General features: G+C 71.6%; 17 protein-coding genes, 1 tRNA gene and 1 pseudogene. 14 read left to right on the plus strand and 5 right to left on the minus strand.

What is annotated here, in order from left to right; genetic code table 11:
- Window positions 1-171 precede the first annotated feature (171 nt).
- Both ACZ462_RS25515 and ACZ462_RS25520 read left to right on the plus strand, forming a co-directional pair.
- A complete protein-coding gene (locus tag ACZ462_RS25515; protein ID WP_467805676.1) occupies window positions 172-1,395 on the plus strand; it encodes a helix-turn-helix domain-containing protein in 1,224 nt (407 codons plus the stop codon).
- Between the two features lie 10 nt (window positions 1,396-1,405).
- Window positions 1,406-1,888: an NUDIX domain-containing protein gene (locus ACZ462_RS25520; RefSeq protein ID WP_467805543.1), complete on the plus strand. Its 483-nt coding sequence runs from the start codon at window positions 1,406-1,408 to the stop codon at window positions 1,886-1,888.
- Between the two features lie 60 nt (window positions 1,889-1,948).
- Here ACZ462_RS25520 and ACZ462_RS25525 read toward each other — a convergent pair whose 3' ends face one another.
- Window positions 1,949-2,431: a hypothetical protein gene (locus tag ACZ462_RS25525; RefSeq protein ID WP_467805542.1), complete on the minus strand. Its 483-nt coding sequence runs from the start codon at window positions 2,429-2,431 to the stop codon at window positions 1,949-1,951.
- A 372-nt stretch (window positions 2,432-2,803) separates the two neighbouring features.
- Between ACZ462_RS25525 and ACZ462_RS25530 the strand changes: the two genes are divergently transcribed.
- Both ACZ462_RS25530 and ACZ462_RS25535 read left to right on the plus strand, forming a co-directional pair.
- A tRNA-Thr gene (locus ACZ462_RS25530) sits at window positions 2,804-2,912 on the plus strand.
- 130 nt (window positions 2,913-3,042) lie between these two features.
- On the plus strand, window positions 3,043-4,254 hold the full coding sequence (locus tag ACZ462_RS25535; RefSeq protein ID WP_467805540.1) for a serine hydrolase domain-containing protein: 1,212 nt from the start codon (window positions 3,043-3,045) through the stop codon (window positions 4,252-4,254).
- 6 nt (window positions 4,255-4,260) lie between these two features.
- Here the strand turns inward: ACZ462_RS25535 and ACZ462_RS25540 are convergent, their stop codons facing one another.
- A complete protein-coding gene (locus ACZ462_RS25540; protein ID WP_467805538.1) occupies window positions 4,261-5,988 on the minus strand; it encodes a bifunctional 3'-5' exonuclease/DNA polymerase in 1,728 nt (575 codons plus the stop codon).
- 622 nt (window positions 5,989-6,610) lie between these two features.
- On the opposite strand from ACZ462_RS25540, the gene ACZ462_RS25545 reads away from it, so the two are divergent.
- Both ACZ462_RS25545 and ACZ462_RS25550 read left to right on the plus strand, forming a co-directional pair.
- Complete coding sequence (locus ACZ462_RS25545) at window positions 6,611-7,789, plus strand: DUF2786 domain-containing protein (protein WP_467805536.1); 1,179 nt, start codon at window positions 6,611-6,613, stop codon at window positions 7,787-7,789.
- Window positions 7,790-7,947: 158 nt separating this feature from the next.
- Window positions 7,948-8,184, plus strand: a complete 237-nt coding sequence (locus tag ACZ462_RS25550; RefSeq protein ID WP_114053532.1) for a DUF397 domain-containing protein — start codon at window positions 7,948-7,950, stop codon at window positions 8,182-8,184.
- A 117-nt stretch (window positions 8,185-8,301) separates the two neighbouring features.
- Here the strand turns inward: ACZ462_RS25550 and ACZ462_RS25555 are convergent, their stop codons facing one another.
- Window positions 8,302-8,820, minus strand: a complete 519-nt coding sequence (locus tag ACZ462_RS25555) for an ATP-binding protein (protein WP_467805534.1) — start codon at window positions 8,818-8,820, stop codon at window positions 8,302-8,304.
- Window positions 8,821-9,171: 351 nt separating this feature from the next.
- Here ACZ462_RS25555 and ACZ462_RS25560 point away from each other — a divergent pair, with 351 nt between their 5' ends.
- The 6 genes and pseudogenes from ACZ462_RS25560 to ACZ462_RS25585 form a co-directional block, all read left to right on the plus strand.
- Complete coding sequence (locus ACZ462_RS25560) at window positions 9,172-10,050, plus strand: helix-turn-helix domain-containing protein (protein WP_467805532.1); 879 nt, start codon at window positions 9,172-9,174, stop codon at window positions 10,048-10,050.
- An 86-nt stretch (window positions 10,051-10,136) separates the two neighbouring features.
- Window positions 10,137-11,594, plus strand: a complete 1,458-nt coding sequence (locus tag ACZ462_RS25565) for an aldehyde dehydrogenase family protein (protein ID WP_467805530.1) — start codon at window positions 10,137-10,139, stop codon at window positions 11,592-11,594.
- A gap of 61 nt (window positions 11,595-11,655) precedes the next feature.
- Window positions 11,656-13,734 carry a penicillin-binding protein 2 gene (gene mrdA, locus ACZ462_RS25570; RefSeq protein ID WP_467805529.1) on the plus strand — a complete coding sequence of 693 codons (2,079 nt, stop codon included), beginning with the start codon at window positions 11,656-11,658 and terminating at the stop codon, window positions 13,732-13,734.
- A gap of 88 nt (window positions 13,735-13,822) precedes the next feature.
- Window positions 13,823-14,380, plus strand: coding sequence for a DinB family protein (locus ACZ462_RS25575; RefSeq protein ID WP_467805527.1), 558 nt, complete (start codon window positions 13,823-13,825; stop codon window positions 14,378-14,380).
- 134 nt (window positions 14,381-14,514) lie between these two features.
- Entirely contained in the window at window positions 14,515-15,273 is a 759-nt protein-coding gene (locus ACZ462_RS25580; protein WP_467805525.1) for a MerR family transcriptional regulator, read from the plus strand.
- Window positions 15,274-15,404: 131 nt separating this feature from the next.
- Window positions 15,405-16,055 (plus strand): annotated as a pseudogene (locus ACZ462_RS25585) (DedA family protein); the annotation flags it as partial.
- A 162-nt stretch (window positions 16,056-16,217) separates the two neighbouring features.
- On the opposite strand, the gene ACZ462_RS25590 reads toward ACZ462_RS25585, so the two are convergent.
- Together ACZ462_RS25590 and ACZ462_RS25595 are read right to left on the minus strand one after the other, a co-directional pair.
- Complete coding sequence (locus ACZ462_RS25590) at window positions 16,218-17,873, minus strand: threonine/serine exporter family protein (RefSeq protein ID WP_467809997.1); 1,656 nt, start codon at window positions 17,871-17,873, stop codon at window positions 16,218-16,220.
- A gap of 183 nt (window positions 17,874-18,056) precedes the next feature.
- On the minus strand, window positions 18,057-18,548 hold the full coding sequence (locus tag ACZ462_RS25595; RefSeq protein ID WP_030199665.1) for an inorganic diphosphatase: 492 nt from the start codon (window positions 18,546-18,548) through the stop codon (window positions 18,057-18,059).
- 147 nt (window positions 18,549-18,695) lie between these two features.
- Between ACZ462_RS25595 and dacB the strand changes: the two genes are divergently transcribed.
- Together dacB and ACZ462_RS25605 are read left to right on the plus strand one after the other, a co-directional pair.
- Complete coding sequence (gene dacB / locus ACZ462_RS25600) at window positions 18,696-20,129, plus strand: D-alanyl-D-alanine carboxypeptidase/D-alanyl-D-alanine endopeptidase (RefSeq protein WP_467809707.1); 1,434 nt, start codon at window positions 18,696-18,698, stop codon at window positions 20,127-20,129.
- Window positions 20,130-20,244: 115 nt separating this feature from the next.
- Complete coding sequence (locus ACZ462_RS25605) at window positions 20,245-21,369, plus strand: zinc-dependent metalloprotease (RefSeq protein WP_467809709.1); 1,125 nt, start codon at window positions 20,245-20,247, stop codon at window positions 21,367-21,369.
- Window positions 21,370-21,408: the final 39 nt, after the last annotated feature.

The raw sequence follows: 21,408 nt of genomic DNA on the forward strand, positions 1-21,408 counted from the left end.
TGGGACGGATGAACGTCCTCGGTCAAAGCCGTTTGCCACGGGCTGAGTTGCTCGCATCGCCCTGCGGCGTTCTCGGTCTGCTGCGACAGTAGCCAGGGCACCCCAGGGCACCCCGGAAATTCCTTCCGGGGTCCACTTCGGCCACGAGGTGATGATCAGGACATGCGCGGGATGACACAGAACCTGACCATCGGGGAGCGCGTCGCCTGGTACCGGCGTCGGCGCGGCCTCTCCCAAGAGGTCCTGGCCGGCCTTGTCGGCCGGACGACGGACTGGCTGAGCAAGGCGGAGAACAACAGGATCGAGCTTGATCGCCTTTCGGTGATCACCTCACTCGCCGACGCGCTCGACATCTCCCTCGGAGACCTGCTTGCCGAGCCGACCCTCATGGAGTGGTCGGCCGACAGCGGGCGCCGGACCGTCCCTGCGCTGCGCGAAACACTCATGGACTACAAGCAGCTCACTCCTTTACTGAGCCTCGCAGCCGAGGATGAGCCACCTGCCCTGCAGGACCTTCGAGGCAACGTGCGCGATGTGCTCGATGCCTACCAGGCATCCCGGTACGGCTTTGCCACCCGACGTCTCCCCCTTGTCCTGGCCGATGCCCTCGCCGCGTCCCGCGCCTACTCGGGGCACGAGGCAGAGGAAGCCCAGGCGCTGCTCGCTCTCGCCTACCACGGGGCGGCCATGGTGCTGGGCAAGCTGGGAGAGCCCGAGCTGGCATGGATCGCCGCGGACCGCGGCCTGGCAGCAGCACAGTCCAGCGGCCGCAGCGAGGTTACGGGCTCGCTCTTCCGAGCAGTCACACACTGTCTCCTGGCCACCGGGCGCTTCACAGCCGCGGTCCAGCTGGTGAACGACGCGGCAGCCGTCATGCAGCCGGAGTTGGGCGACGCCAATAACGAGTGCCTCTCGGTCTACGGCACGCTGTTCCTCGCCGGCGCGATGGCTGCCGCGCGGGCAGATGACCGGGCGACCACGCAGAGCTTCCTCCGCGAAGCCGACGAGGCCGCGCAACGACTCGGCACCGACGCCAATCACATGTGGACGGCCTTCGGCCCGACCAACGTGGCTATCCACTGCGTGGCCACCGCCGGCGAACTCGGCGACATCCAGATCGCCGCAGATCTGGGCTCACGAATCGACACGACCGCCCTGCCGGTGGAGCGGCGCGTACGACACAGCCTCGAAGTCGCCAGAGCGCTGAGTTCCTGGAACCGCACCGACGAAGCCCTGGCCGTCTTGCTGGACGCCGAACAGGCCGCGCCTGAGCAGGTGCGCCACCACTACCTGAGTCGGGAATTGGTCATCGGCTGGATACGTGGCACCAGGGGCCGGCCTTCCCATCCCGTGGCAGATCTGGCCCGCAGACTGGGCGTCGTCGCGGGCAGCTAGAGTCCGAACCGTGAGCGAGAACGAGCACGAAGCGAAGATGGCCCGCCCCCGCATGGCTGCCGGCGCTCTCTTCTTCGATGAATCCGATCGAGTCCTCCTCGTCGAACCGTCCTACAAGGACTACCGCGACATCCCAGGAGGCTACGTCGAAGAAGGGGAGTCACCTCGACATGCCTGCGTACGCGAGGTCCAGGAGGAACTCGGCATCGCACCACACATCGGCCGCCTGCTAGTCGTCGACTGGGCACCGAACCCTGGAGAGGGAGACAAGGTCCTCTACCTCTTCGACGGCGGCCGCCTGAGCGCAGAAGACCGCCGCCAGATCGCCCTGCAAGCAGAGGAGCTCCGCGGCTACGACTTTCACGACGCAGTCCAGGTGTCGGACCTCACCATCCCCCGCCTGGCTCGCCGAATTGCCGCGGGAATCAAGGCCCGGACGAACGGTCTCACCCTCTACCTCGAACACGGGGAGTCACCGACAAGGGAGAGCTGACCCGCTACGGCAAGCGAAGCTGTTCGTCCAGTGGCACGGTCGCTGGAGGAAGCGTGGTGATCAGCAATTCCTCGGCTGATCTCTTTCCGGAACGTCCAGCTGCCGAGTAGCGCGTGGCGACCAATCTCGTGGTAATCCGCCACTGCCGCACGCCGAGAGTCTCGCGACTTCGTTTCGTGTCAGCACATCGGTGACATCGTCGAATCCGACCCCCGATGCGCCTGCGTCGCGAACGACTGCCAGCCGAGATTGAATGAGTTCCGACTCGTTGGGCAGCGGCGCAGTGCCGCGGACTCGAAGCAGGATGATCTCTTGATCTTCGAGTATGAAACCGGATTCTGTGTTGTCTCCCGCGACGGCAAGAAGGAAGCCGCCCCTCGGAACTCCCCCGACCTTCTCCTTCTTGAAGTCATCGGTCAGCACCACAGCTGAGTCGTAGTCCAGACGGTAGATACCGCCGACCGGTACGCAGCCCCTGTTGATTAGCGCAGTCAGTGGCTTCTTGAGTTCGATCGACTGGGACAGCCCCTGAGTGATGCTCAACGCGTCTCGCCCCTCTACCAGCCATGCCGGTGGAGGCGCGGCTGCGGTGTGGATGTGGTCCAGAGTCGTTCTGGACGGTACACGCGACCACTGACAAAAGTAGCCCATACGGCGGATGTTGACGGCAGGTCAGCATGGCCGGCCGCGAGTGCTTGGCTGTGCCGCGTCGCGTCGTCGACTGGAGGTACTCGATCAGATCCGATGGGGTGCTGACCGGCGGGGCGGCATCTGGATGCCGCGGTCCGGGTCGTCTGCGGCACGACCGGGAACCTGCGGCTTTGCGGTCGCCGGACGCTCTTCTTGCGTGAGCGCTGCGTGAGCGGACTTGGTGGCACCAGGGCGGACGAGCCGTCACCCTGATCAAGGTCGCAAGCCTCTGATCAGCGAAAACGGGATTCGGTGGCATCTTCCGGCACCACCCGGGATGATCTTGCGGGCCCTCGTAAGGCCTAGGTCTCGGGTTCGAATCCCGAAGGCGGCTCAGAAGAGGCCCGGATCACCCATGGTGATCCGGGCCTTTCGCATGGGCGCGGGGCGGGTCTGGCAGCGGTCGCCGGGGGTGGGGGGTGGGGCTAGCGTGGGAGGGGTCGGGCTTCGGGTTGGAGGCCGGGATGGTGACACGGTGGCGCAAGGCGGCGGTGGGGGCGGTCGCGGCGGGGCTGGTGGCCGTACCGCTCGGAGGGGGCGTCGGGTACGCCCTGGAGGCGGCGGCGCCGCCCGCGGCGGTCGCGCCCGCCCGGGACGACGGGGACTTCACGCAGCTGACGCCGGCCGTGGCCCGGCAGTTGGACGCCGCCGTGCGGAAGGTGATGGCCGAGGCCCGCGTGCCCGGGGTGATGGTGGCCGTGTCCGCGCCCGGCAAGGGCGAGTACGTGCGTACTTTCGGCGTTGCCGACAAGGCGACCGGGGCGCCCATGGCCACTGATCTGTACATGCGCATCGGGAGCGAGACCAAGACCTTCACGGTTACCGGGCTGCTGCGGCTCGTCGACGACGGGAAGGTCGGGTTGGACGATCCCATCGGGAAGTACGTCTCCGGTGTCCCCAACGGGGATCGGATCACGTTGCGGCAGCTCGCGGGGATGCGGAGCGGGCTCTTCAACTACTCCGAGGACGAAGGGTTCTTCAAGGCGCTGACCAGTGATCCGCGGCGGCCGTTCACGCCGCAGGAGCTGCTCGGGTACTCGTTCAGGCATCCGGTGCTCTTCCAGCCGGGCGCCAAGTTCGACTACTGCAACACCAACCTGATCCTGCTCGGGCTCGTCATCGAGAAGGTAAGCGGCAGGGGGTTGGGTGACTTCCTCGCCGACGAGGTCATCGAGCCGGCCGGGCTGAAGCGGACCGCGCTGCCGCCCGGTGCCGCGTGGCCGTCGCCGCACGCGCAGGGCTACACCGACCAGACCGCCAGCGGGAACGTCGAGGACGCCGCCGACTGGAACCCGTCGTGGGCGTGGGCGGCCGGAGCGATGTACTCCGACCTCGCCGACCTGCGCACGTGGGCCCGCGTCGTCGCGACCGGCACGCTGCTGGAGCCGGAGACGCAGAAGGAGCGGCTGGAGATCGATCCGGCGCTGCCCGGTACGGGTTACGGGCTCGGGATCTTCGTCGACCACGGGTGGGTCGGGCACAACGGGTCCCTGCCCGGGTACCAGTCCCTGACCCTGTACCTGCCGGAGGCGCAGGCGACCCTGGTGGTGCTGCTCAACACCGACATCTCCGCCGAAGGCGAGGAGCCGAGCACGCTGTTCGGGCAGGCCATCACAAAGATCGTGTCGCCCGACAACGTGTTCTCGCTGCCCGCTCAGCCCGCCGCCGGGAAGTGACCCCCCTCATTTGGCGTCCGCGTAGCACTCCACGATCGCCGTCGTGAACGGGAAGCGGACCGGGATGTCGCCGAAGGCGATGCGGGAGGCGCGGTCGCCCGCCGCGCGGATCGCCTCCGCGACCACCTCCGCCTCCTCGGCCGGGCAGTGCACTATCACCTCGTCGTGCTGGAAGAACACCAGCTCCGCCCGCATGCCCGCCGCCGCGATCGACTGCCGCAGCGCCGCCAGCATCAGCAGCGCCCAGTCCGCCGCACTGCCCTGCACCACGAAGTTGCGGGTGAAGCGGCCGCGGGCCCGGGTGTTCGTCGAGGCGTAGCTCGGGGTCCAGGCGTCGGTCTGGTGGGTTTCGGCCCCGTCGGCGGGCGGGGCGCCCGGTTCCTGCGGGATGCCGGCCTCGCCGTACGGGTCGTCGGCGGCCGAGCCGGAGTGGGCGGGCGGCGGGCAGGTGCGGCCCAGCCAGGTCCGTACGAGGCGGCCCTCCTCGCCGGCCCGCGCCGCGTCGTCCACGTACGCGACCGCCTGCGGGAAGCGGCGGCGCAGCGCGGCCAGGTTCTTCAGGCCGTCGCCGGACGTCTGCCCGTACACGGCGCCCAGTACGGCGAGTTTCGCCATCTCCCGGTCACCGGAGAAGCCCTGGCGGGAGACGGCCGTGTACAGGTCCTCCGCGCGGCCCGCGACCTCCATGAACGCCGGATCGCGGGAGATCGCGGCCAGCACCCGCGGCTCCAGCTGGTCCGCGTCCGCGACGACCAGGCGCCAGCCGGGGTCCGCGACGACAGCTCTGCGGATGACCTTGGGGATCTGCAGGGCGCCGCCGCCGTTGGTCACCCAGCGTCCGGTCAGCGTGCCGCCGGGGACGAACTCCGGGCGGAAGCGGCCGTCCCGGACCCAGTCCTGGAGCCAGGACCAGCCGTGCGCGGTGTAGATCCGGTACAGCTTCTTGTACGCGAGGAGCGGCGCGACGGCCGGATGGTCCAGGCCCTCGATCTCCCAGCGGCGGGTGGAGGTCAGGCGGATGCCCGCCCGGGCGAACGCCTTGGTGACGTCCGCCGGCAGATCCGGGCGGACGCGGCGGCCGAACGCCGCGGACACCGCGTCCGCCAGCTCGGCCAGGCGGCGGGGCTCGCCGCCGCCCGCGTAGCGCTCGCCCAGCAGATCCGTGAGCAGGGCGCGGTGGATGTCCGCCCGCCACGGCATGCCGGCGCGGTGCATCTCCGCCGCGATCAGGAACGCCGCCGACTCGGCGGCGGTCAGCAGGCGCATGCGGTCCGGGTGGGCGGCGGCGTCGTGCCGGCGGGCCTGGTCCTCGTAGACGGCGATCAGCGCATCGAGGGGAAGGGGCGCGGGCAGCGGATCGAACAGGGAGTCCTGCGCGCCGGGCGCCGCCGCGCGCGCCGGAGGGTCCGGCGGTACGGGCGCACCCGTGAGGCGGGCCCACGCGGCCGCGGCCGAGCGGGGCTCGCCGGAGCGGCCCTCGTGGCCGAGGAGAAGCAGCTCGGCGACCTCCACGTCGTAGCAGCGGTCGATGCGGATGCCGGCGGAGAGGAGGCGGGGGTACACGGCGGCCGTCGACTGCCAGATCCAGCGGGTGCCGGCGGGGGCGGCGCGGATCGCCTCCGCGGGGTCGCGGGTGCGGAGGGGACGGGGTGCGGGAGTGGGGGTGAGGGCGGCCGCCTGCCAGTGGCCTTCGGCGTCTTCGGCCAGGGCCCAGCGGGGTGCGGGGTCGCTCATGCATGCGAGTGTCCCACCGGGGGCTGACAGCAGGGCCGCGGCCCGGCCGTGCGGGCTGGTGCGGGGGCGGGGTGCCGTTTCCGGGGGCGCCGCCCCGGGCCCTGCGCCTCAAACGCCGGCGGGGCTGGAATGGCCGGCCGGGGCGGGCGGTGGTGTGAGGGCGCGGCCCCGGGGGTGGTTCGGGGCTCTGCCCCGGGCCCCGCGCCTCAAGCGCCGGCGGGGCTGGTTTTGCGGGCCGGGGTCGCAGACGTCGGGGCGGGCGGGCTGTGGTGGTGGGGCGATTCCGGGTCGGTGGTGGTGTGAGGGCGCGGCCCCGGGGTGGTTCGGGGCTCTGCCCCGGGCCCCGCGCCTCAAGCGCCGGCGGGGCTGGTTTGGCGGCCGGGGTCGGAGACGACGGTGGGGCCGAACCGGGTCGGTGGTGGTGTGGGGGTGCGGTCGTGAGGGGGCCGGCCGCGGGGGTGGTTCGGGGCTCTGCCCTGGGCCCCGCGCCTCAAGCGCCGGCGGGGCTGGTTTGGCGGCCGGGTCGGAGGCGCCGGGGGCGGGCGGGCTGTGGTGGTGGGGCGGTCCGGGCCGTGGGGCGGTCCGGGTCGGTGGTGGTGGCTGGTCGTGGGAAGGTGGTGGGGTGAAGGGGATTGTTGAGCGGGGCTGTGAGCTGGCGCTTTATGGGCAGGGTGATGCGGGGCTCGATGCCGGGGCCTCGCTGCTGGCTGCCGACGGGCAGCAGTGGGGCGGGGTGGCGCGGGAGCTGATCGCGCGGGGTGAGGGGTATCTGCGGCAGGCCTGGGAGCGGGGGTGGCAGCCCGCGGACGTGCTGCGGCTCGTGCGCCGGGACCTCGCCGACCGGCATCTGCGGATCACCGCCGACCTGGTCGCCGCCGAGGCGCGCAGCTACGCGCGGCTGCCCGAGCGGTGGACCGACGCCGAGGTGTGGTGGGGCGACGACGACGCGCGGTACGGGGAGCAGCTCGCGCTGAGGGAGAGGGCGGACCGGTTCTCGCTGGCCACGGCCGTGCTGGAGGTGTTCCGGCTGCTGATTCGGCTTCCGTCGGTCGAGCCGGTGGGGCCTGTGCCGGGGGATCCTGCTGCCGATGCCCTTGCGCACGTGCACATCGAGCCGCGCATGCTCGGCCGTATCCGGGCCCTCCTCGCCAAGGCCGAGGCCACCTCCTATCCGGAGGAGGCGGAGGCGCTCAGCGCGAAGGCGCAGGAGCTGATGGCCCGGCACACGGTGGACGAGGCCCTGCTCGCCGCGAGCGGCAAGGCGCCCGCGCAGGCGCCGTCGGCCTGCCGGATCGGGGTGGAGCCGCCGTACGAGGAGGCGAAGGCGGTGCTGCTGGACGCGGTCGCCGGGGCCAACCGGTGCCGGGCGGTGTGGAACAGCGGCTTCGGGTTCTCGACGGTGGTCGGCTTCGAGAGCGACCTGGAGGCGGTGGAGCTGCTGTACACCTCGCTGCTCGTGCAGGGGACGGCCGCCATGACGCGGGCCGAGGCCGGGCAGCGGGCCGGCGGCCGCAAGCGTACGAAGACGTTCCGGCAGTCGTTCCTGCTGGCCTACGCGAGCCGGCTCGGCCAGCGGCTGGCCGAGACGGCGGAGCACACCGCCGGGGAGGCCCCGGACAACCTGCCGGCGCTGGTGGCCCGCGACGTCGCCGTCACGGCCCGCGCCGACGAGATGTTCCCGAAGACCACGACGACCCGGCTTCGCGGGGCGACCGACCTCGCGGGCTGGAACGACGGGACCGCCGCCGCCGACCGGGCCAGCATGGGGCGGGACGGGTCGCGGCGTCCGCTGCCGCGGTAGCCGCCTGACGCCCCGCGCCCAGCGGAGCGTCTGCTTCCGTTGCCCCTCACCGTGACCGGCGCACCACCCTCCGCGTGCACGTGCATCTGCCCATGCAGCTACTCGTGAACACAGCTATGATCCGGTGGAGTTGACATCTGCACTATCGGGGGCTTCCTGTGGACCACGCGTACAACGGGATGGCAGCTGCAGAACTCGACGGGGTGACCTGGCAGAAGAGCAAGCACAGCAACTCGCAGGGCTCCTGCGTGGAGTTCGCGAAACTGCCGGGCGGCGCCGTCGCCGTGCGCAATTCGCGGTTCCCGGACGGACCGGCTCTCGTCTACACGCCGGCCGAGATCGAGGCGCTGCTCCTGGGCGTCAAGGACGGCGAGTTCGACCACCTGATCCACTGAGGGCGGGCTCGGAAGACTTCGGAACGGTGCCGCAGATCCAGCCGTGCACGTGCACCGGCCGGAATCGATCCATGATCGATCCCGGCCGGTGGTTGCGCCCTCGTGCCCAGCCGCCGCCTACTCGTGGAGCATGAACAGCGCCCACACGACCTTGCCGGTGAGCCGGCCCGCGAGCGGGTGCCAGCCCCAGCTGTCGCTGTAGGCGTCCACGAGGAACAGTCCGCGCCCCGACTCCAGGTCGCAGTTCTCCTCCGTGTGCTCCGGTTCGAACGCGCCGCCCGGCCGGTCCTCGCTGGGGTCGCGCACCGCGCACACCAGCCGGGAGCTCCACCGCATCAGGTGCAGCCGGACGGCGGCCTCCGGCTCGCCGCACCCGGCCCCGGACGGCCGCGGATCCCCGGGAAGGGCGTGGCGCAGCGCGTTGGTGACGAGCTCGGAGACGACCAGGGCCACGTCGTCGAAGCGCTCGTCGAGGCCCCACTGGGCCAGCGTCGAGCGGGTGAACGACCGGGCCCCGCCCACCGCCTCGAAGCGGGCCGGGAGGGAGCAGGAGGCAGACCCGGACACAGCCGTGGGGTCGACCGGGGGCAGGCCCTGCCGTAACGGCTCGAGCATGGTCGATCCATTCGTCCCCATGCGAGGCACTCCCGGGATTCGCGGACGTGGCGGCGGCTTGCGTCCAGAAAGAACTGCGGGGTGGGTCGGTCCGGCGCCGGCGCGAAGAGCACGCAGGTGCGCGGCACCATCGTTCCGAATGGCGAAGCCGGATGCAAGGGCAGATGCACGTGCACGCGCCGGACCTGTCCCCACCCGTGATGGTTCTTGCTCATTTCTTCCTACGTACACTTACGGACTTCTTTTACGGCAGCCCGGATTCCGTTACAGAACGAGTACGGGCCGATGCGTTTTGGTGGCAGACTGCGAGCCCTGGGGACACGGGGGCCCAGCGATGCAGCACACACGCGCAGACCACGCGTATCCATGGCGATGGGGAGGGCAGGACTAGTGACCGCAGAAGCAGGCGGTTCCGTGGTGCGCCGCATCCTCCTGGGCTCACAGCTCAGGCGACTCCGAGAATCCCGCGGCATCACCCGTGAGGCGGCCGGCTACTCGATCCGCGCATCCGAATCGAAGATCAGCCGCTTGGAGTTGGGAAGGGTGAGCTTCAAGGCAAGGGACGTGGAAGACCTCCTCACGCTCTACGGGGTCACGGACGGCACCGAGCGCGAGTCCCTCCTGGGCCTCGTCCGCGAGGCCAACGCGGCGGGCTGGTGGCACAGCTACGGCGACGTGCTGCCCGGCTGGTTCCAGACGTACATCGGCCTGGAGGGCGCGGCGTCCCTCATCCGCATCTACGAGGTGCAGTTCGTCCACGGCCTGCTCCAGACGGAGGCCTACGCGCACGCCGTCGTCAGCCGCGGCATGCCCGGCGCCGGCAAGGCCGAGGTCGAGCGCCGCGTCGCGCTGCGCCTGGAGCGGCAGAAGGTGCTCGTCTCCGAGAACGCCCCGGTCTTCCACGCCGTGCTCGACGAGGCCGCGCTGCGCCGCCCGTACGGCGGCCGGGACGTCATGCGGGGCCAGTTGGAGCACCTGATCGAGGTCTCGCAGCGGCCGAACGTTCAGCTCCAGGTGATGCCGTTCTCCTTCGGCGGGCACTCCGGCGAGAGCGGGGCCTTCACCCTGCTGCGGTTCCCCGAGTCGGACCTCCAGGACATCGTCTACCTGGAACAGCTCACCAGCGCCCTCTACCTGGACAAGGACGAGGAAGTGGCGCAGTACGAGCGGGCGATGGAGCGGCTTCAGGCCGACTGCCCGGACCCCGACCAGACCCGGGATCTTCTCCGCGGTCTCCTCCAACTGTCTTGATCCGCACGTACTATGACGTCTGATCAGTGCATGACCGAACGGTCTCGGGTGCAGCGCCCGGGTGCGCGCTCGCAGTAAGGGATGGCATGTCCATATTCGAGGACCTGGCTCACCAGTACATCGACGGCACCTGGCTGGCCGGCAACGGCTCGTGGGACATCATCGACGTCAACCCGTACAACGGGGAGAAGCTCGCCGCCATCACCGTGGCCACCGTCGAGCAGGTGGACCAGGCCTACCGGGCAGCCGAGCGCGCGCAGCGCGAATGGGCCGCCACCAGCCCCTACGCGAGACGCGCCGTCCTGGAGCGGGCCCTGCGGATCACGGAGGAGCGCGAGAAGGAGATCGTCGAGGCGATGATCGACGAGCTCGGCGGGACCCGTCCCAAGGCCGAGTACGAGATCCACCTCGCCAAGGAGTTCATCCGCGAGGCGATGCAGCTCGCCGTCCGCCCCGAGGGCCGGATCCTCACCTCGCCCGTCCCGGGCAAGGAGAGCCGCGTCCAGCGCCTTCCCGTCGGCGTCGTCACCGTGATCAGCCCCTTCAACTTCCCCTTCCTCGTCACCCTGAAGTCGGCCGCCCCCGCCCTCGCCCTCGGCAACGCCGTCGTCGTCAAGCCCAACCAGAACGCGCCCGTGGTGGGCGGCGGCGTCATCGCCCGGATCTTCGAGGAGGCGGGCCTGCCGGCGGGGCTGCTGAGCGTCCTCGTCACGGACATCGCCGAGATCGGCGACGCCCTCCTGACCCACCCCGTCCCGAAGGTGATCTCCTTCGCCGGCTCCGACCGCGTCGGACGGCACGTGGGCGCCGTCGCCGCCCGCCACTTCAAGCGCACCGTCCTGGAGCTCAGCGGCAACAGCGCCCTCGTCGTCCTCGACGACGCCGACGTCGACTACGCCGTCGAGGCGGCCGTCTTCAGCCGCTTCGTCTACCAGGGCCAGGTCTGCATGGCCGCCAACCGGATCCTGGTCGACACCCGCATCGCCGACGAGTTCGCGGAGAAGTTCACGGCCCGTGTGCGCGCCCTGCGCACCGGCGACCCCCGCGAGGCCGACACCCACATCGGCCCGCTGATCAACTCCTTCCAGGCCGAGGCCCTCACCGCGCTCGTCGACCGCGCCGTCGCCTCCGGCGCCCGCGCCCTCGTACGCGGCGCCACGCGCGGCAACCTCGTCGAGCCGACCGTGCTGACCGGCATCCCCGAGGACTCCCCGCTGCTCACGCAGGAGATCTTCGGCCCGGTCGCCCTGCTGATGGTCTTCGACGGCGAGGAGGAGGCCGTCCGCATGGCGAACGCCACCCCGTACGGCCTGAGCGGCGCCGTCCACACCCGCGACATCGAGCGCGGCATCCGCTTCGCCGAGCGGGTCGAGACCGGCATGATCCACGTCAACGACTCGACCATCGGCGACGAGCCGCTGGCCGCGTTCGGCGGGGAGAAGGCCTCCGGCCTGGGCCGGCTGAACGGCGAGTCGACCGTAGAGGCCTTCACCACCCAGAAGTGGATCTCCGTCCAGCACGGCAGGAGCACCTTCCCCCTCTGACCCCCGTCCGCTCTAGACTCGGCGGAGTCGGCGGCGGGCAGCGTTTCGGGGGAGTCATCAGTTGAGCAACATTCCGGAGACGGGGCGGACGCCCCGGGTCCAGAACCGCCTGGTGGTCATCCAGGTGGTCGTCTTCTCGCTGCTGCTCACGCTCGGCGGCCGCCTGTGGTACCTCCAGATCCGCAACGGAGAGGAGTACACGGACGAGGCGAAGAACAACCACGTCCAGCAGGTCGTCCAGCCCGCCGTGCGCGGCTCGATCCTCGACGCCCGCGGCGTCCCCCTCGCCGACAACGAGACCCGCATGGTGGTCTCCGCCAGCCGCACCGAGCTGAGCAAGACCAAGGACAAGGGCAGGGAGGTCCTCACCCGCCTCGCGGGCGTCCTCGGCCTGAACCCGGACGACGTCGTCAACAGCGTCCGGCTGTGCGACGCGAAGACCCCCAAGCCGTGCTGGAACGGTTCTCCGTACCAGCCGATCCCGATCACCGACGAGGCGACCACCGAGCAGGTGCTGGAGATAAGGGAGCACGCCGAGCGCTTCCCCGGCATCACGGCCGAGCCGACCGCCGTACGCCGCTACGCCGGCCCCGAGGGCGCCAACACCTCCCAGGTCCTCGGCTACCTCTCGCCGGTCACCGACGCCGAGATCACCAAGGCGAAGAAGACCGACTCCCCCTACCTGCGCTCCGACCAGGTCGGCCGCTCCGGCCTGGAGCGCACCTACGACAAGGAGCTGCGCGGCAAGGCGGGCATCACCCGCTACGAGGTCGACAACCTCGGCCGGGTCATCGGCCTGGCCAAGGCGGACAAGCCCACCCCCGGCGCGAACATCGTCACCTCCATCGACGCCCGCGTGCAGGCGGTCGCCGAGCGCGAGCTGCACAACGCGATGGTCGAGGCCCGCAAGGGCTACGACCGGAACACGCGCCGCAACTACGAGGCCGACTCCGGTGCCGTCGTCGTCATGGAGGCCAAGACGGGCCGGATCGTCGCCATGGCGTCCAACCCCACCTACGACCCGAACGCCTGGGTCGGCGGCATCTCCGCGAAGGACTACGAGTCCCTCACCGACAAGGAGTCCAACTACCCGCTCCTGAACAGGGCGATCCAGAGCGTGGCCGCGCCCGGCTCCATCTTCAAGGTCGTCACCTCGACCGCCGCGGTCAACGCCGGCTACCCCTTCAACGCCCGCTACCCCTGCCCCAGCTCCTACTCGGTCGGCCGGCAGACCTTCACCAACTTCGAGTCCCAGGGCTACGGCGACATCACCATCGGCCGCGCCCTGGAGGTCTCCTGCGACACCGTCTACTACTACCTCGCCGACAAGGAGTGGAAGAGGGACGGCGGCATCAACCCGAAGAAGGAGCCCGCCGACTGGTTCCTGAAGACGGCGCACCAGTTCGGCCTGGGCAAGCCGACCGGCGTCGACCTGCCCAACGAGGTCGGCGGCCGCGTCCCCGACCGGCAGTGGAAGAAGGACTTCTTCGAGGCCAACAAGGCCGCCTGGTGCCGCGACGGCAAGAAGGACGGCACCTTCGCCGAGCGGATCGCCTACGAGAACTGCCGCCAGGGCAACCAGCTGCGCGAGGGCGACGCGATCAACTACTCCATCGGCCAGGGCGACACCCTCGTCACCCCCCTGCAGATGGCCTCCGTGTACGCGGCCCTCGCCAACGGCGGCACGCTGCACCAGCCCAGCATCGGCAAGGCCGTCGTCAGCGCGGACGGCACCTCCGTCAAGGAGATCGCCCCCAAGGAGCGCGGCAAGCTCCCCATGGACGCCAAGCTGCGCAACGACATAGACGCCGCCCTGGAGTCGGTCGTCACCTCCGGCAGCGCGGCCTGGCGCTTCGGCGGCTGGCCGCAGAAGCAGATCCCGATGCACGCCAAGACCGGCACCGCCGAGGTGCAGGGCAAGCAGACCACCTCCTGGTTCGCCTCGTACACCGAGGACTACGCGATCGTGATGACGATCTCCCAGGGCGGCACCGGCTCCGGCGCCTCCGGACCGGCCGTCCGCAAGATCTACGAGGCGATGTACGGGCTCGACGAGAAGGGCGCCCAGGACCTCTCCAAGGCCCTCCTGCCCAAGCCGATGACGGAACTCCCCGCGATCCGCCCGGACAACGGCTCCTGAGGCCCGAATTAGGACACCGTCTGACCGCGTCGGACCCTACCGTGGAGGTGTCAGCAGGACGGTTCACGGCACAGAAGGCGGTAGGTCCATGCCCACTTTCGTTACCGCAGAGGCTCACGGCGACGAGCGCGGCGCGCTCCTGTCCTACGTGGAGGCCCAGCGCGGAGGACTGCGCCGCGCGCTGCTCGGCCTGACCGAGGAGCAGGCGGCGAGCCGGCCGAGCGCGAGCGGGCTCTCCCTGTCCGGTCTGGTCAAGCACAGCGCCGAGGTCGAGCTGAACTGGCTGCGCCTGGCGCAGCAGCAGCCCAACGAGCGCCAGTACAGCTCGGAGAACTGGGGCGACAGCTTCCGCCTCGTCGGCGACGAGACCGTCCCCGAGATCCTCGACTTCTGGGACGGCGTCACCGCGGAGCTGGAGAAGTTCGTCCGCGGGCTGCCGAGCCTCGACGACACCTTCCCCCTGCCGGACGTGCCCTGGTTCCCCAAGGACACCCGGGTGTCGATGCGGTGGCTGCTGCTCCACCTGGTGGAGGAGTTCGCCCGCCACGCGGGCCACGCCGACATCATCCGCGAGTCCCTGGACGGCGCGACCGCCTTCGAGCTCGTGGGCCGCGCCCAGGCCGGGGAGGGGACGACCGCCTCCTGACCCGCCCTCCGACCGCCCTCCGACCGCCTTCCGACCGCCTCCCGACCGCCTCCGGCGCGGCCCCGGCCGCGCCGGCTTGCACCTCACGCGGCGTGAGGAGGCAGAGTTCCCGGCGAGAGAAAGGGCGGAAGCAAATGAGCTACTCCGTGGGCCAGGTCGCCGCGTTCGCCAAGGTGACGGTGCGCACCCTGCACCACTACGACGAGATCGGCCTGCTCTCGCCGAGCGGCCGCAGCAGTGCGGGGCACCGGCGGTACGGCGACGCCGACCTCGACCGGCTGCAGCGGATCCTGTTCTACCGGGAGCTCGGCTTCCCCCTGGAAGAGGTCGCGGTCCTGCTGGACGACCCGGACGCGGACCCGAGGGAGCACCTGCGCCGGCAGCACGCCCTCCTGTCCGACCGGATCGACCGGCTCCGGCAGATGGCCAAGGCCGTGGAGCAAGCCATGGAGGCGAACAGGATGGGCATCAACCTCACGCCCGAGGAGAAGTTCGAGGTGTTCGGGTCGCACGATCCGGACCAGTACGCCGAGGAGGCCGAGAGGCGCTGGGGCGGCACCGAGGCCTACCGGGAGTCGGCCCGCCGGGCGGCGTCGTACACCAAGGACGACTGGAAGCGGATCATGGCGGAGGGCGAGGACCTCAACCGGCGCCTGGCCGCGCTGATGGACGCGGGGGCGGACCCGGAGTCCGGGGAGGCCATGGACCTGGCGGAGGAGCACCGGGCCTGGATCGAGCGGAACCACTACACCTGCCCGTACGAGATGCACACCTGTCTCGGGGAGATGTACGTGGCCGACGAGCGGTTCACGGCCTTCTACGACGCTGTGCGGCCCGGCCTGGCGGTGTTCCTGCGGGACGCCATCACCGCCAACGCCGTCCGCCGCGGCTGATCCCGCACGGCCGCCATCCGGGACCTGGAACCGGGTGGTGGCCGTGTGCGTTGATAATTGAGACGATCCCCTCCGTCCGCCCCACCCCCTTCATCCGCGGACGCCCCCCGATCCAGGAGAGACCGGCACCCGTGTACACGCTTGCGCTCGGCCCCGAATGGCTGTCCCCGGACTATCTGATCTCGCACTTCGGCCTGATCGGCATCCTGGTCATCGTCTTCGCGGAATCAGGACTGTTCGCGTTCCTCCCCGGGGACTCGCTGCTGTTCACCGCGGGCCTGCTCGTCGCCAACGGCGAGTACATCAAGCAGCCGCTGTGGCTGGTGTGCACGCTGATCACGATCGCGGCGATCGTCGGCGACCAGGTCGGCTACATGATCGGCAAGTACTTCGGCCCGAAGCTCTTCAACCGGCCGAACTCCAAGCTGTTCAAGCGGGAAAACCTGGACAAGGCGCACGAGTTCATGGAGAAGCACGGCCCCAAGGCCATCGTGCTCGCCCGTTTCGTCCCGATCATCCGCACCTTCGCGCCGATGGTCGCCGGCGCCGGCTCCATGAGGTACCGGACCTTCCTCACGTACAACGTGATCGGCGGCATCGCCTGGGGCACCGGCATCACGGTCGCGGGCTACTGGCTCGGCCAGATCGACTTCATCAAGGAGAACATCGAGCCGATCCTCGTCGGCATCGTCCTCGTCTCCGTCATCCCGGTCGTGATCGAGGTCCTGAAGGCCCGCAAGGAGGGCAGGGAGGCGGCCGAGGTCCCCGGCCAGAGCGGCCCGGGCGGCAGCCAGGGCGAGCGCCGGCGCCACGCCAAGCGCTGACCGCCGCCACACCCGGTACGGCGCCCCGCGGACCCGCAGCGGTCCGCGGGGCGCCGCCGTTCCAGGGCCTGTACTGACGTTTCGGGCGTCGCGACGCCGCGGGGCGACTCGGTACAGGCCCTAGTACCCGCGGGTGCGCTTGGCGGCGGCGCGGCGCCGGGCGGCGCTGGCGGCCCCCGGGATCCGCATGAAGAGCCGCGAGGCCTCCTGCCCGAGGTTCACCCCGATGGCGATGGCCAGCGCGATGGCGGCGGCGTTGGTGAGCGAGCCGAGGCCGCGGTTGAGCTCGTCCTCGGCGATGAGCAGCAGCCCGTAGTACGTCGCCGAGCCGGGCAGCAGCGGTCCGATCGCGGCGGTGACGAACGGCAGGGCCGAGGCGAAGCGGTAGCGGGAGAACAGCTGCCCGAAGAGGCCGACGAGCCCGGCGGCGACGGCGGTGGAGGGCACCGGCGGGATCCCGCCGGCGTAGTGCAGGGCCCCGAAGGTCACCCAGGCGACCCCGCCGTTGAGCGTCACGATCCACACGGTGGAACGTTCCTGCTGGAGCAGGATCGCGAAGGTGAACACCAGCACCATCGAGGCCGCGATCTGGATCAGCGGCCGCTGCGTGATCTGGAGGGCCTCCTCCGGCCGGGGCGCGGCGCCGAGCTGGAGGCCGAGGTACAGCACCACCAGGACGCCCATGATGATCCCGATGAAGAGGTACATGACCTCCAGCAGCCGGGCCGACGCGGTGATGTAGAAGCCGGTCAGGCCGTCCTGAACGGCCGCGACCAGCGCCCGTCCCGGCAGCAGCGCGAACAGCCCGCCGGTGATCACCGCCGAGGCGAGGACGTCGAGCTCGGTCAGCGCGAGGCCCACGCCGAGCGCCGCGGGCGGCATCGCGGCGACCACGAACTGGTAGAACTCCGGCAGCCCGCGGCCCGCGCACAGCCAGGCGAGCCGGTCGCCGAGCATGGCGCCGATCGCGGCTGCGAAGAAGACAAGGACGCCGCCGCCGACGAGGACGGAGGCGGCTCCGGCGAGCAGCCCGGTGGCCGCGGTGAGCACCCATGTGGGGTACGGGTGCCGGTTGCGGCGGATCTCGGCGAGGCGCCGGTAGGCCTCCTCCAGCGTAACCCCGGCCTCGGGGGTGCTGATGTCGGCCACCAGCCGGAACACCGCCGCGAGCCGGGTGTAGTCCGTACCGCGGCGGCGTACGGTCCGGCTCGCCGATACGGGGTCGCCCACCAGCGAGGGCTGGTGGGTGATGGACAGCATGGTGAAGGTGACGGTCGGCTCGCAGCGGTCCAGCCCGTAGCTGCGGGCCACCGCGAACATGGCGGCCTCGACGTCCTCGGCGCCCTCGCCGCCGGCGAGCAGCAGCTCGCCGATGCGCAGGGTCAGGTCGAGGACGCGGCCGACGGCGGGACCCGGCTCGCCGTGCCGGTGCACGGGCTCGGGGACGGGCCGCACGTCCACCGGCATGCGCAGCATGGTGCGCATCCGGTCCTGCCAGGGGGACTCCGTCATCCGCGCCAGCGGCAGGCCCGGGCCGTGCACGTACGCCGGCGGGGAGTGCTGGGCGCTGTAGACGGAGGGCGGTGCGAACGCCGATCCCTCCGCGGGCTCCGGCGGAGGCAGGGGCAGCCCCTCCGGCACGGTGAACTCGGAGGTCGGCTGGTCGTCGCCGACCGGCTCCGGCCCGGTGCCGAACGGCGGGGAGAAGGCGCTGTGCGCCTCGTCGGATTGCGGCTTCCGGTCCTCTTCGTCCCCGGATCCCTCGGCCTCCGCCACGCGTCCTCCCGTCCCTGGCCGGCCCGGGTATCAGTATGCGGAACGGTTTCATCCGGGGCGACCACGAGTCCGCCCACCGGGAAACGCCGCGGCGGGCGGCACCCGGTGGGGTGCCGCCCGCCGCGGACGGGGCGCGGGCTCGCCGGAGCCCTCACCGGCCCGCCGGGGCGGACCGGGGCGGCCTCAGTGGCCGCCGTGCTCCTGGAGGCGCTTGAAGGAGCGCTCGATCTCGGCCTCGGCCTCGGCGCGGCCGACCCAGTTGGCGCCCTCGACCGACTTGCCCGGCTCCAGGTCCTTGTAGACCTCGAAGAAGTGCTGGATCTCCAGGCGGTCGAACTCGGAGATGTGGTGGATGTCGCGCAGGTGCTCGACGCGCGGGTCGGAGGCCGGCACGCACAGCAGCTTGTCGTCGCCGCCCGCCTCGTCGGTCATGCGGAACATGCCGATGGCGCGGCACTTGATCAGGCAGCCCGGGAAGGTGGGCTCGTCCAGGATGACCAGCGCGTCCAGCGGGTCGCCGTCCTCGCCGAGGGTGTTCTCGACGAAGCCGTAGTCCGTCGGGTAGCTGGTGGAGGTGAACAGGCGACGGTCCAGGCGGATCCGGCCGGTCTCGTGGTCCACCTCGTACTTGTTCCGCGAACCCTTGGGGATCTCGATGGTGACGTCGAACTCCACGTCCTGCTCCTCCATGATCAGCTTCGTTGCTCGAGTGATAGCGCGTCCGGACCCAGCCCTGCCGGGTGGGGTGCCATGCTCGCGGCAAGACGCAGTGGTTAAGTGTCCCTCACGCACATCCGTGATCGCGAAAGGGGCTGGTGCGAGGTGCCTCTGGTCAAGACGTGGCAGCTCATCGCGGGGTCGACCGCCGCCGGTCTCGCCCTGTCGGTGGCCGCGGTGTCCGCGGCCGGTCCTTGGGACTCCGGTCAGCGTAAGGCCGAGCGGGACAGGGCCGCCTCCTGGGAACCGGCGGGTGGCGCAGATCACGCCGCGCCGCCCCTGCCGCAGCCCGCGCCGAGCGCCCCCGGCGTGCTCGCCGGCATCGGCCCGGGCCTGGGGCAGGCCGCCGGCGCGGTCGGGGCCGCGGAGCCCGCGGGGCTCGCCGAGGCGCTGCGGCCGCTGCTGGCCGACCCCGCACTCGGCAGCGCCCGTACCGCCTCCGTCGTGGACACCGCCACCGGCCGGGTCCTGTTCGAGTCCGGACACGGCCGGCCCATGACGCCCGCCTCCACCACCAAGATCGCCACGGCCGCCGCGGCGCTGACCGCCCTCGGACCCGACCACCGCATCCGCACCACCGTCGCCCCCGGCACCGACCCCGGGCAGATCGTCCTGGTCGGCGGCGGCGACCCCTCCCTCACCGCGAAGAAGAAGCCCCCGGCCGGCTCCGGCGGCAGCCTCGTCGCCCTCGCCGCCGACACCGCCCAGGCCCTCAAGGCCACCGGCCGGGACACGGTCGCCCTCGGCTACGACGACAGCCTCTTCACCGGCCCGGCCAGGCACCCGATCGGCGTCAACGGCAACCTCGCCCCCGTCACCTCCCTGATGGCCGACGAGGCCCGGCCCGACGACTCCGTCTCCGGGCCCGTGGCGCGCGCCGAGGACCCCGCCGCCGACACCGCGCGCTCCTTCGCCGCCCTCCTGGCGGAACGCGGCATCACCGTCACCGGGGAACCCGCCCGGGCCAGGCCCGCAGCGGGCACCCAGCCGCTCGCCGTCACCCTCTCCACGCCCGTCTCGGGGCTCGTCGAGCGGATGCTGACCCACAGCGACAACGACATCGCCGAGGCGCTCGCCCGGCAGACCGCCCTCGCCTCCGGCCGGCCCGCCAGCTTCGAGGGCGCCGAGCAGGCCGTGTCCTACCGGCTCGCCTCCCTCGGCCTGGACGTGGCCGGCTCGCGCTTCGCCGACGGCAGCGGCCTGAACCGCGCCGACCGCCTCACCGGAAGCCTGCTCACCGGGATCCTGGCGAAGGCCGCCGACCCGCACCACCCCGAGCTGCGGCCCGTCCTCACCGGGATGCCCGTCGCCGGGTTCACCGGCACGCTGCGCGCCCGCAACGCGGGCGACTCCCCGGCGGCGGGCCTCGTCCGCGCCAAGACCGGCACCCTCAGCGGGGTGAACGCCCTGTCGGGCACCGTCGTGGACGCCTCCGGGCGGCTGCTCGCCTTCGCGTTCCTCAGCGCCGAGGCCCCCGACGGCCCCGCCGCCGAGAAGCGGCTCGACCGGCTCGCCGCGGCCGTCGCCGCCGCCCGCTAGCGCCTGCCGGGCCCTGATCCGCCGGACAGGCCCCGGAGCGGGCCCGCGCCCGAGGCGTTACACCGGCGGCTGCGCGGGGGATCCGCAGCGGGCCCGGTCCACGTACCGTTGACGCATGACGAGCATCGGTGGTGCCGAGATGGTCGACTGGAACCTCGCGGTGGCGACCGCGACGCGGCTGGTCCGGCCGGGTCCGGAGGTCACGCGCGACGAGGCCCGGGCCGTGGTGGCGGAGCTGCGCCGGCACGCCAGGACCTCCGAGCGCCACGTGCGCGGGTTCACCCGGATGATCCCCGAGGGGGCGGAGGTCCCCGACACCCCCGTCCTGGTCGTCGACCGGGCCGGCTGGGTCCGGGCCAACGTGGCCGGCTTCCGCGAGCTCCTCGCGCCGCTGCTCGGCAAGATGCAGGACCGCCGCGCCGGCACCCCCGGCGCCGGGGTCCTCGGCGCCGTCGGCGGCAAGGTCACCGGTGTCGAGCTCGGCATGCTGCTGAGCTTCCTCGCCTCCCGGGTGCTCGGCCAGTACGAGACCTTCGCGCCCCTGGAGCGCGACCTCTCCCGCGGCTCCGGGGCGGCCGCCGGCGGCCGGCTGCTGCTCGTCGCCCCCAACGTCGTCCACGTCGAGCGCGAGCTGGACGTGCACCCCCACGACTTCCGGCTGTGGGTCTGCCTGCACGAGGAGACGCACCGCACCCAGTTCACGGCCGTGCCCTGGCTGCGCGACCACCTCGAAGCGGAGATCCAGAGCTTCCTCGGCGCGACCGAGATGGACCCGGCCGCCCTCCTGGAGCGGCTGCGCGAAGCCGCCCAGGCCTTCGCCGGGGCCCGGCCCGACGCCGAGCGCGGCGAGGAGGGCCGGACCCTCGTCGAGCTCGTCCAGACGCCCGAGCAGCGCGAGGTGCTGGGCCGCCTCACCGCCGTGATGTCCCTGCTGGAGGGCCACGCCGACTACGTGATGGACGGCGTCGGCCCCGCGGTGGTGCCCTCCGTGGCCGAGATCCGGGAGAAGTTCCAGCAGCGCCGCGCCACCGGGGCCGGCCGGCTGGACGCCGCGCTGCGCAAGCTGCTCGGCCTCGACGCCAAGCTGCGCCAGTACCGGGACGGTGAGCGCTTCGTGCGGGCCGTCGTCGGGCAGGTCGGCATGGACGGCTTCAACCGGGTGTGGACCTCCCCCAACACGCTGCCGACCAAGGCGGAGATCGCCCGGCCCGCGGACTGGGTGGCCCGCGTGCACGGCTAGCGCTGTGGCCGGGAGGGTTTGCGGGGTCGCGGTGTCCGG

Source organism: Streptomyces sp. NPDC031121 (assembly GCF_055570615.1).

Coding starts and splice junctions, on each gene's coding strand:
- ACZ462_RS25580 (WP_467805525.1), top strand. CDS start 14,515: ATGAGCTACTCCGTGGGCCAGGTCGCCGCGTTCGCCAAGGTGACGGTG.
- ACZ462_RS25515 (WP_467805676.1), top strand. CDS start 172: ATGACACAGAACCTGACCATCGGGGAGCGCGTCGCCTGGTACCGGCGT.
- ACZ462_RS25560 (WP_467805532.1), top strand. CDS start 9,172: ATGGGGAGGGCAGGACTAGTGACCGCAGAAGCAGGCGGTTCCGTGGTG.
- ACZ462_RS25575 (WP_467805527.1), top strand. CDS start 13,823: ATGCCCACTTTCGTTACCGCAGAGGCTCACGGCGACGAGCGCGGCGCG.
- ACZ462_RS25535 (WP_467805540.1), top strand. CDS start 3,043: ATGGTGACACGGTGGCGCAAGGCGGCGGTGGGGGCGGTCGCGGCGGGG.
- ACZ462_RS25540 (WP_467805538.1), bottom strand. CDS start 5,988: ATGAGCGACCCCGCACCCCGCTGGGCCCTGGCCGAAGACGCCGAAGGC.
- ACZ462_RS25565 (WP_467805530.1), top strand. CDS start 10,137: ATGTCCATATTCGAGGACCTGGCTCACCAGTACATCGACGGCACCTGG.
- ACZ462_RS25555 (WP_467805534.1), bottom strand. CDS start 8,820: ATGGGGACGAATGGATCGACCATGCTCGAGCCGTTACGGCAGGGCCTG.
- ACZ462_RS25605 (WP_467809709.1), top strand. CDS start 20,245: ATGACGAGCATCGGTGGTGCCGAGATGGTCGACTGGAACCTCGCGGTG.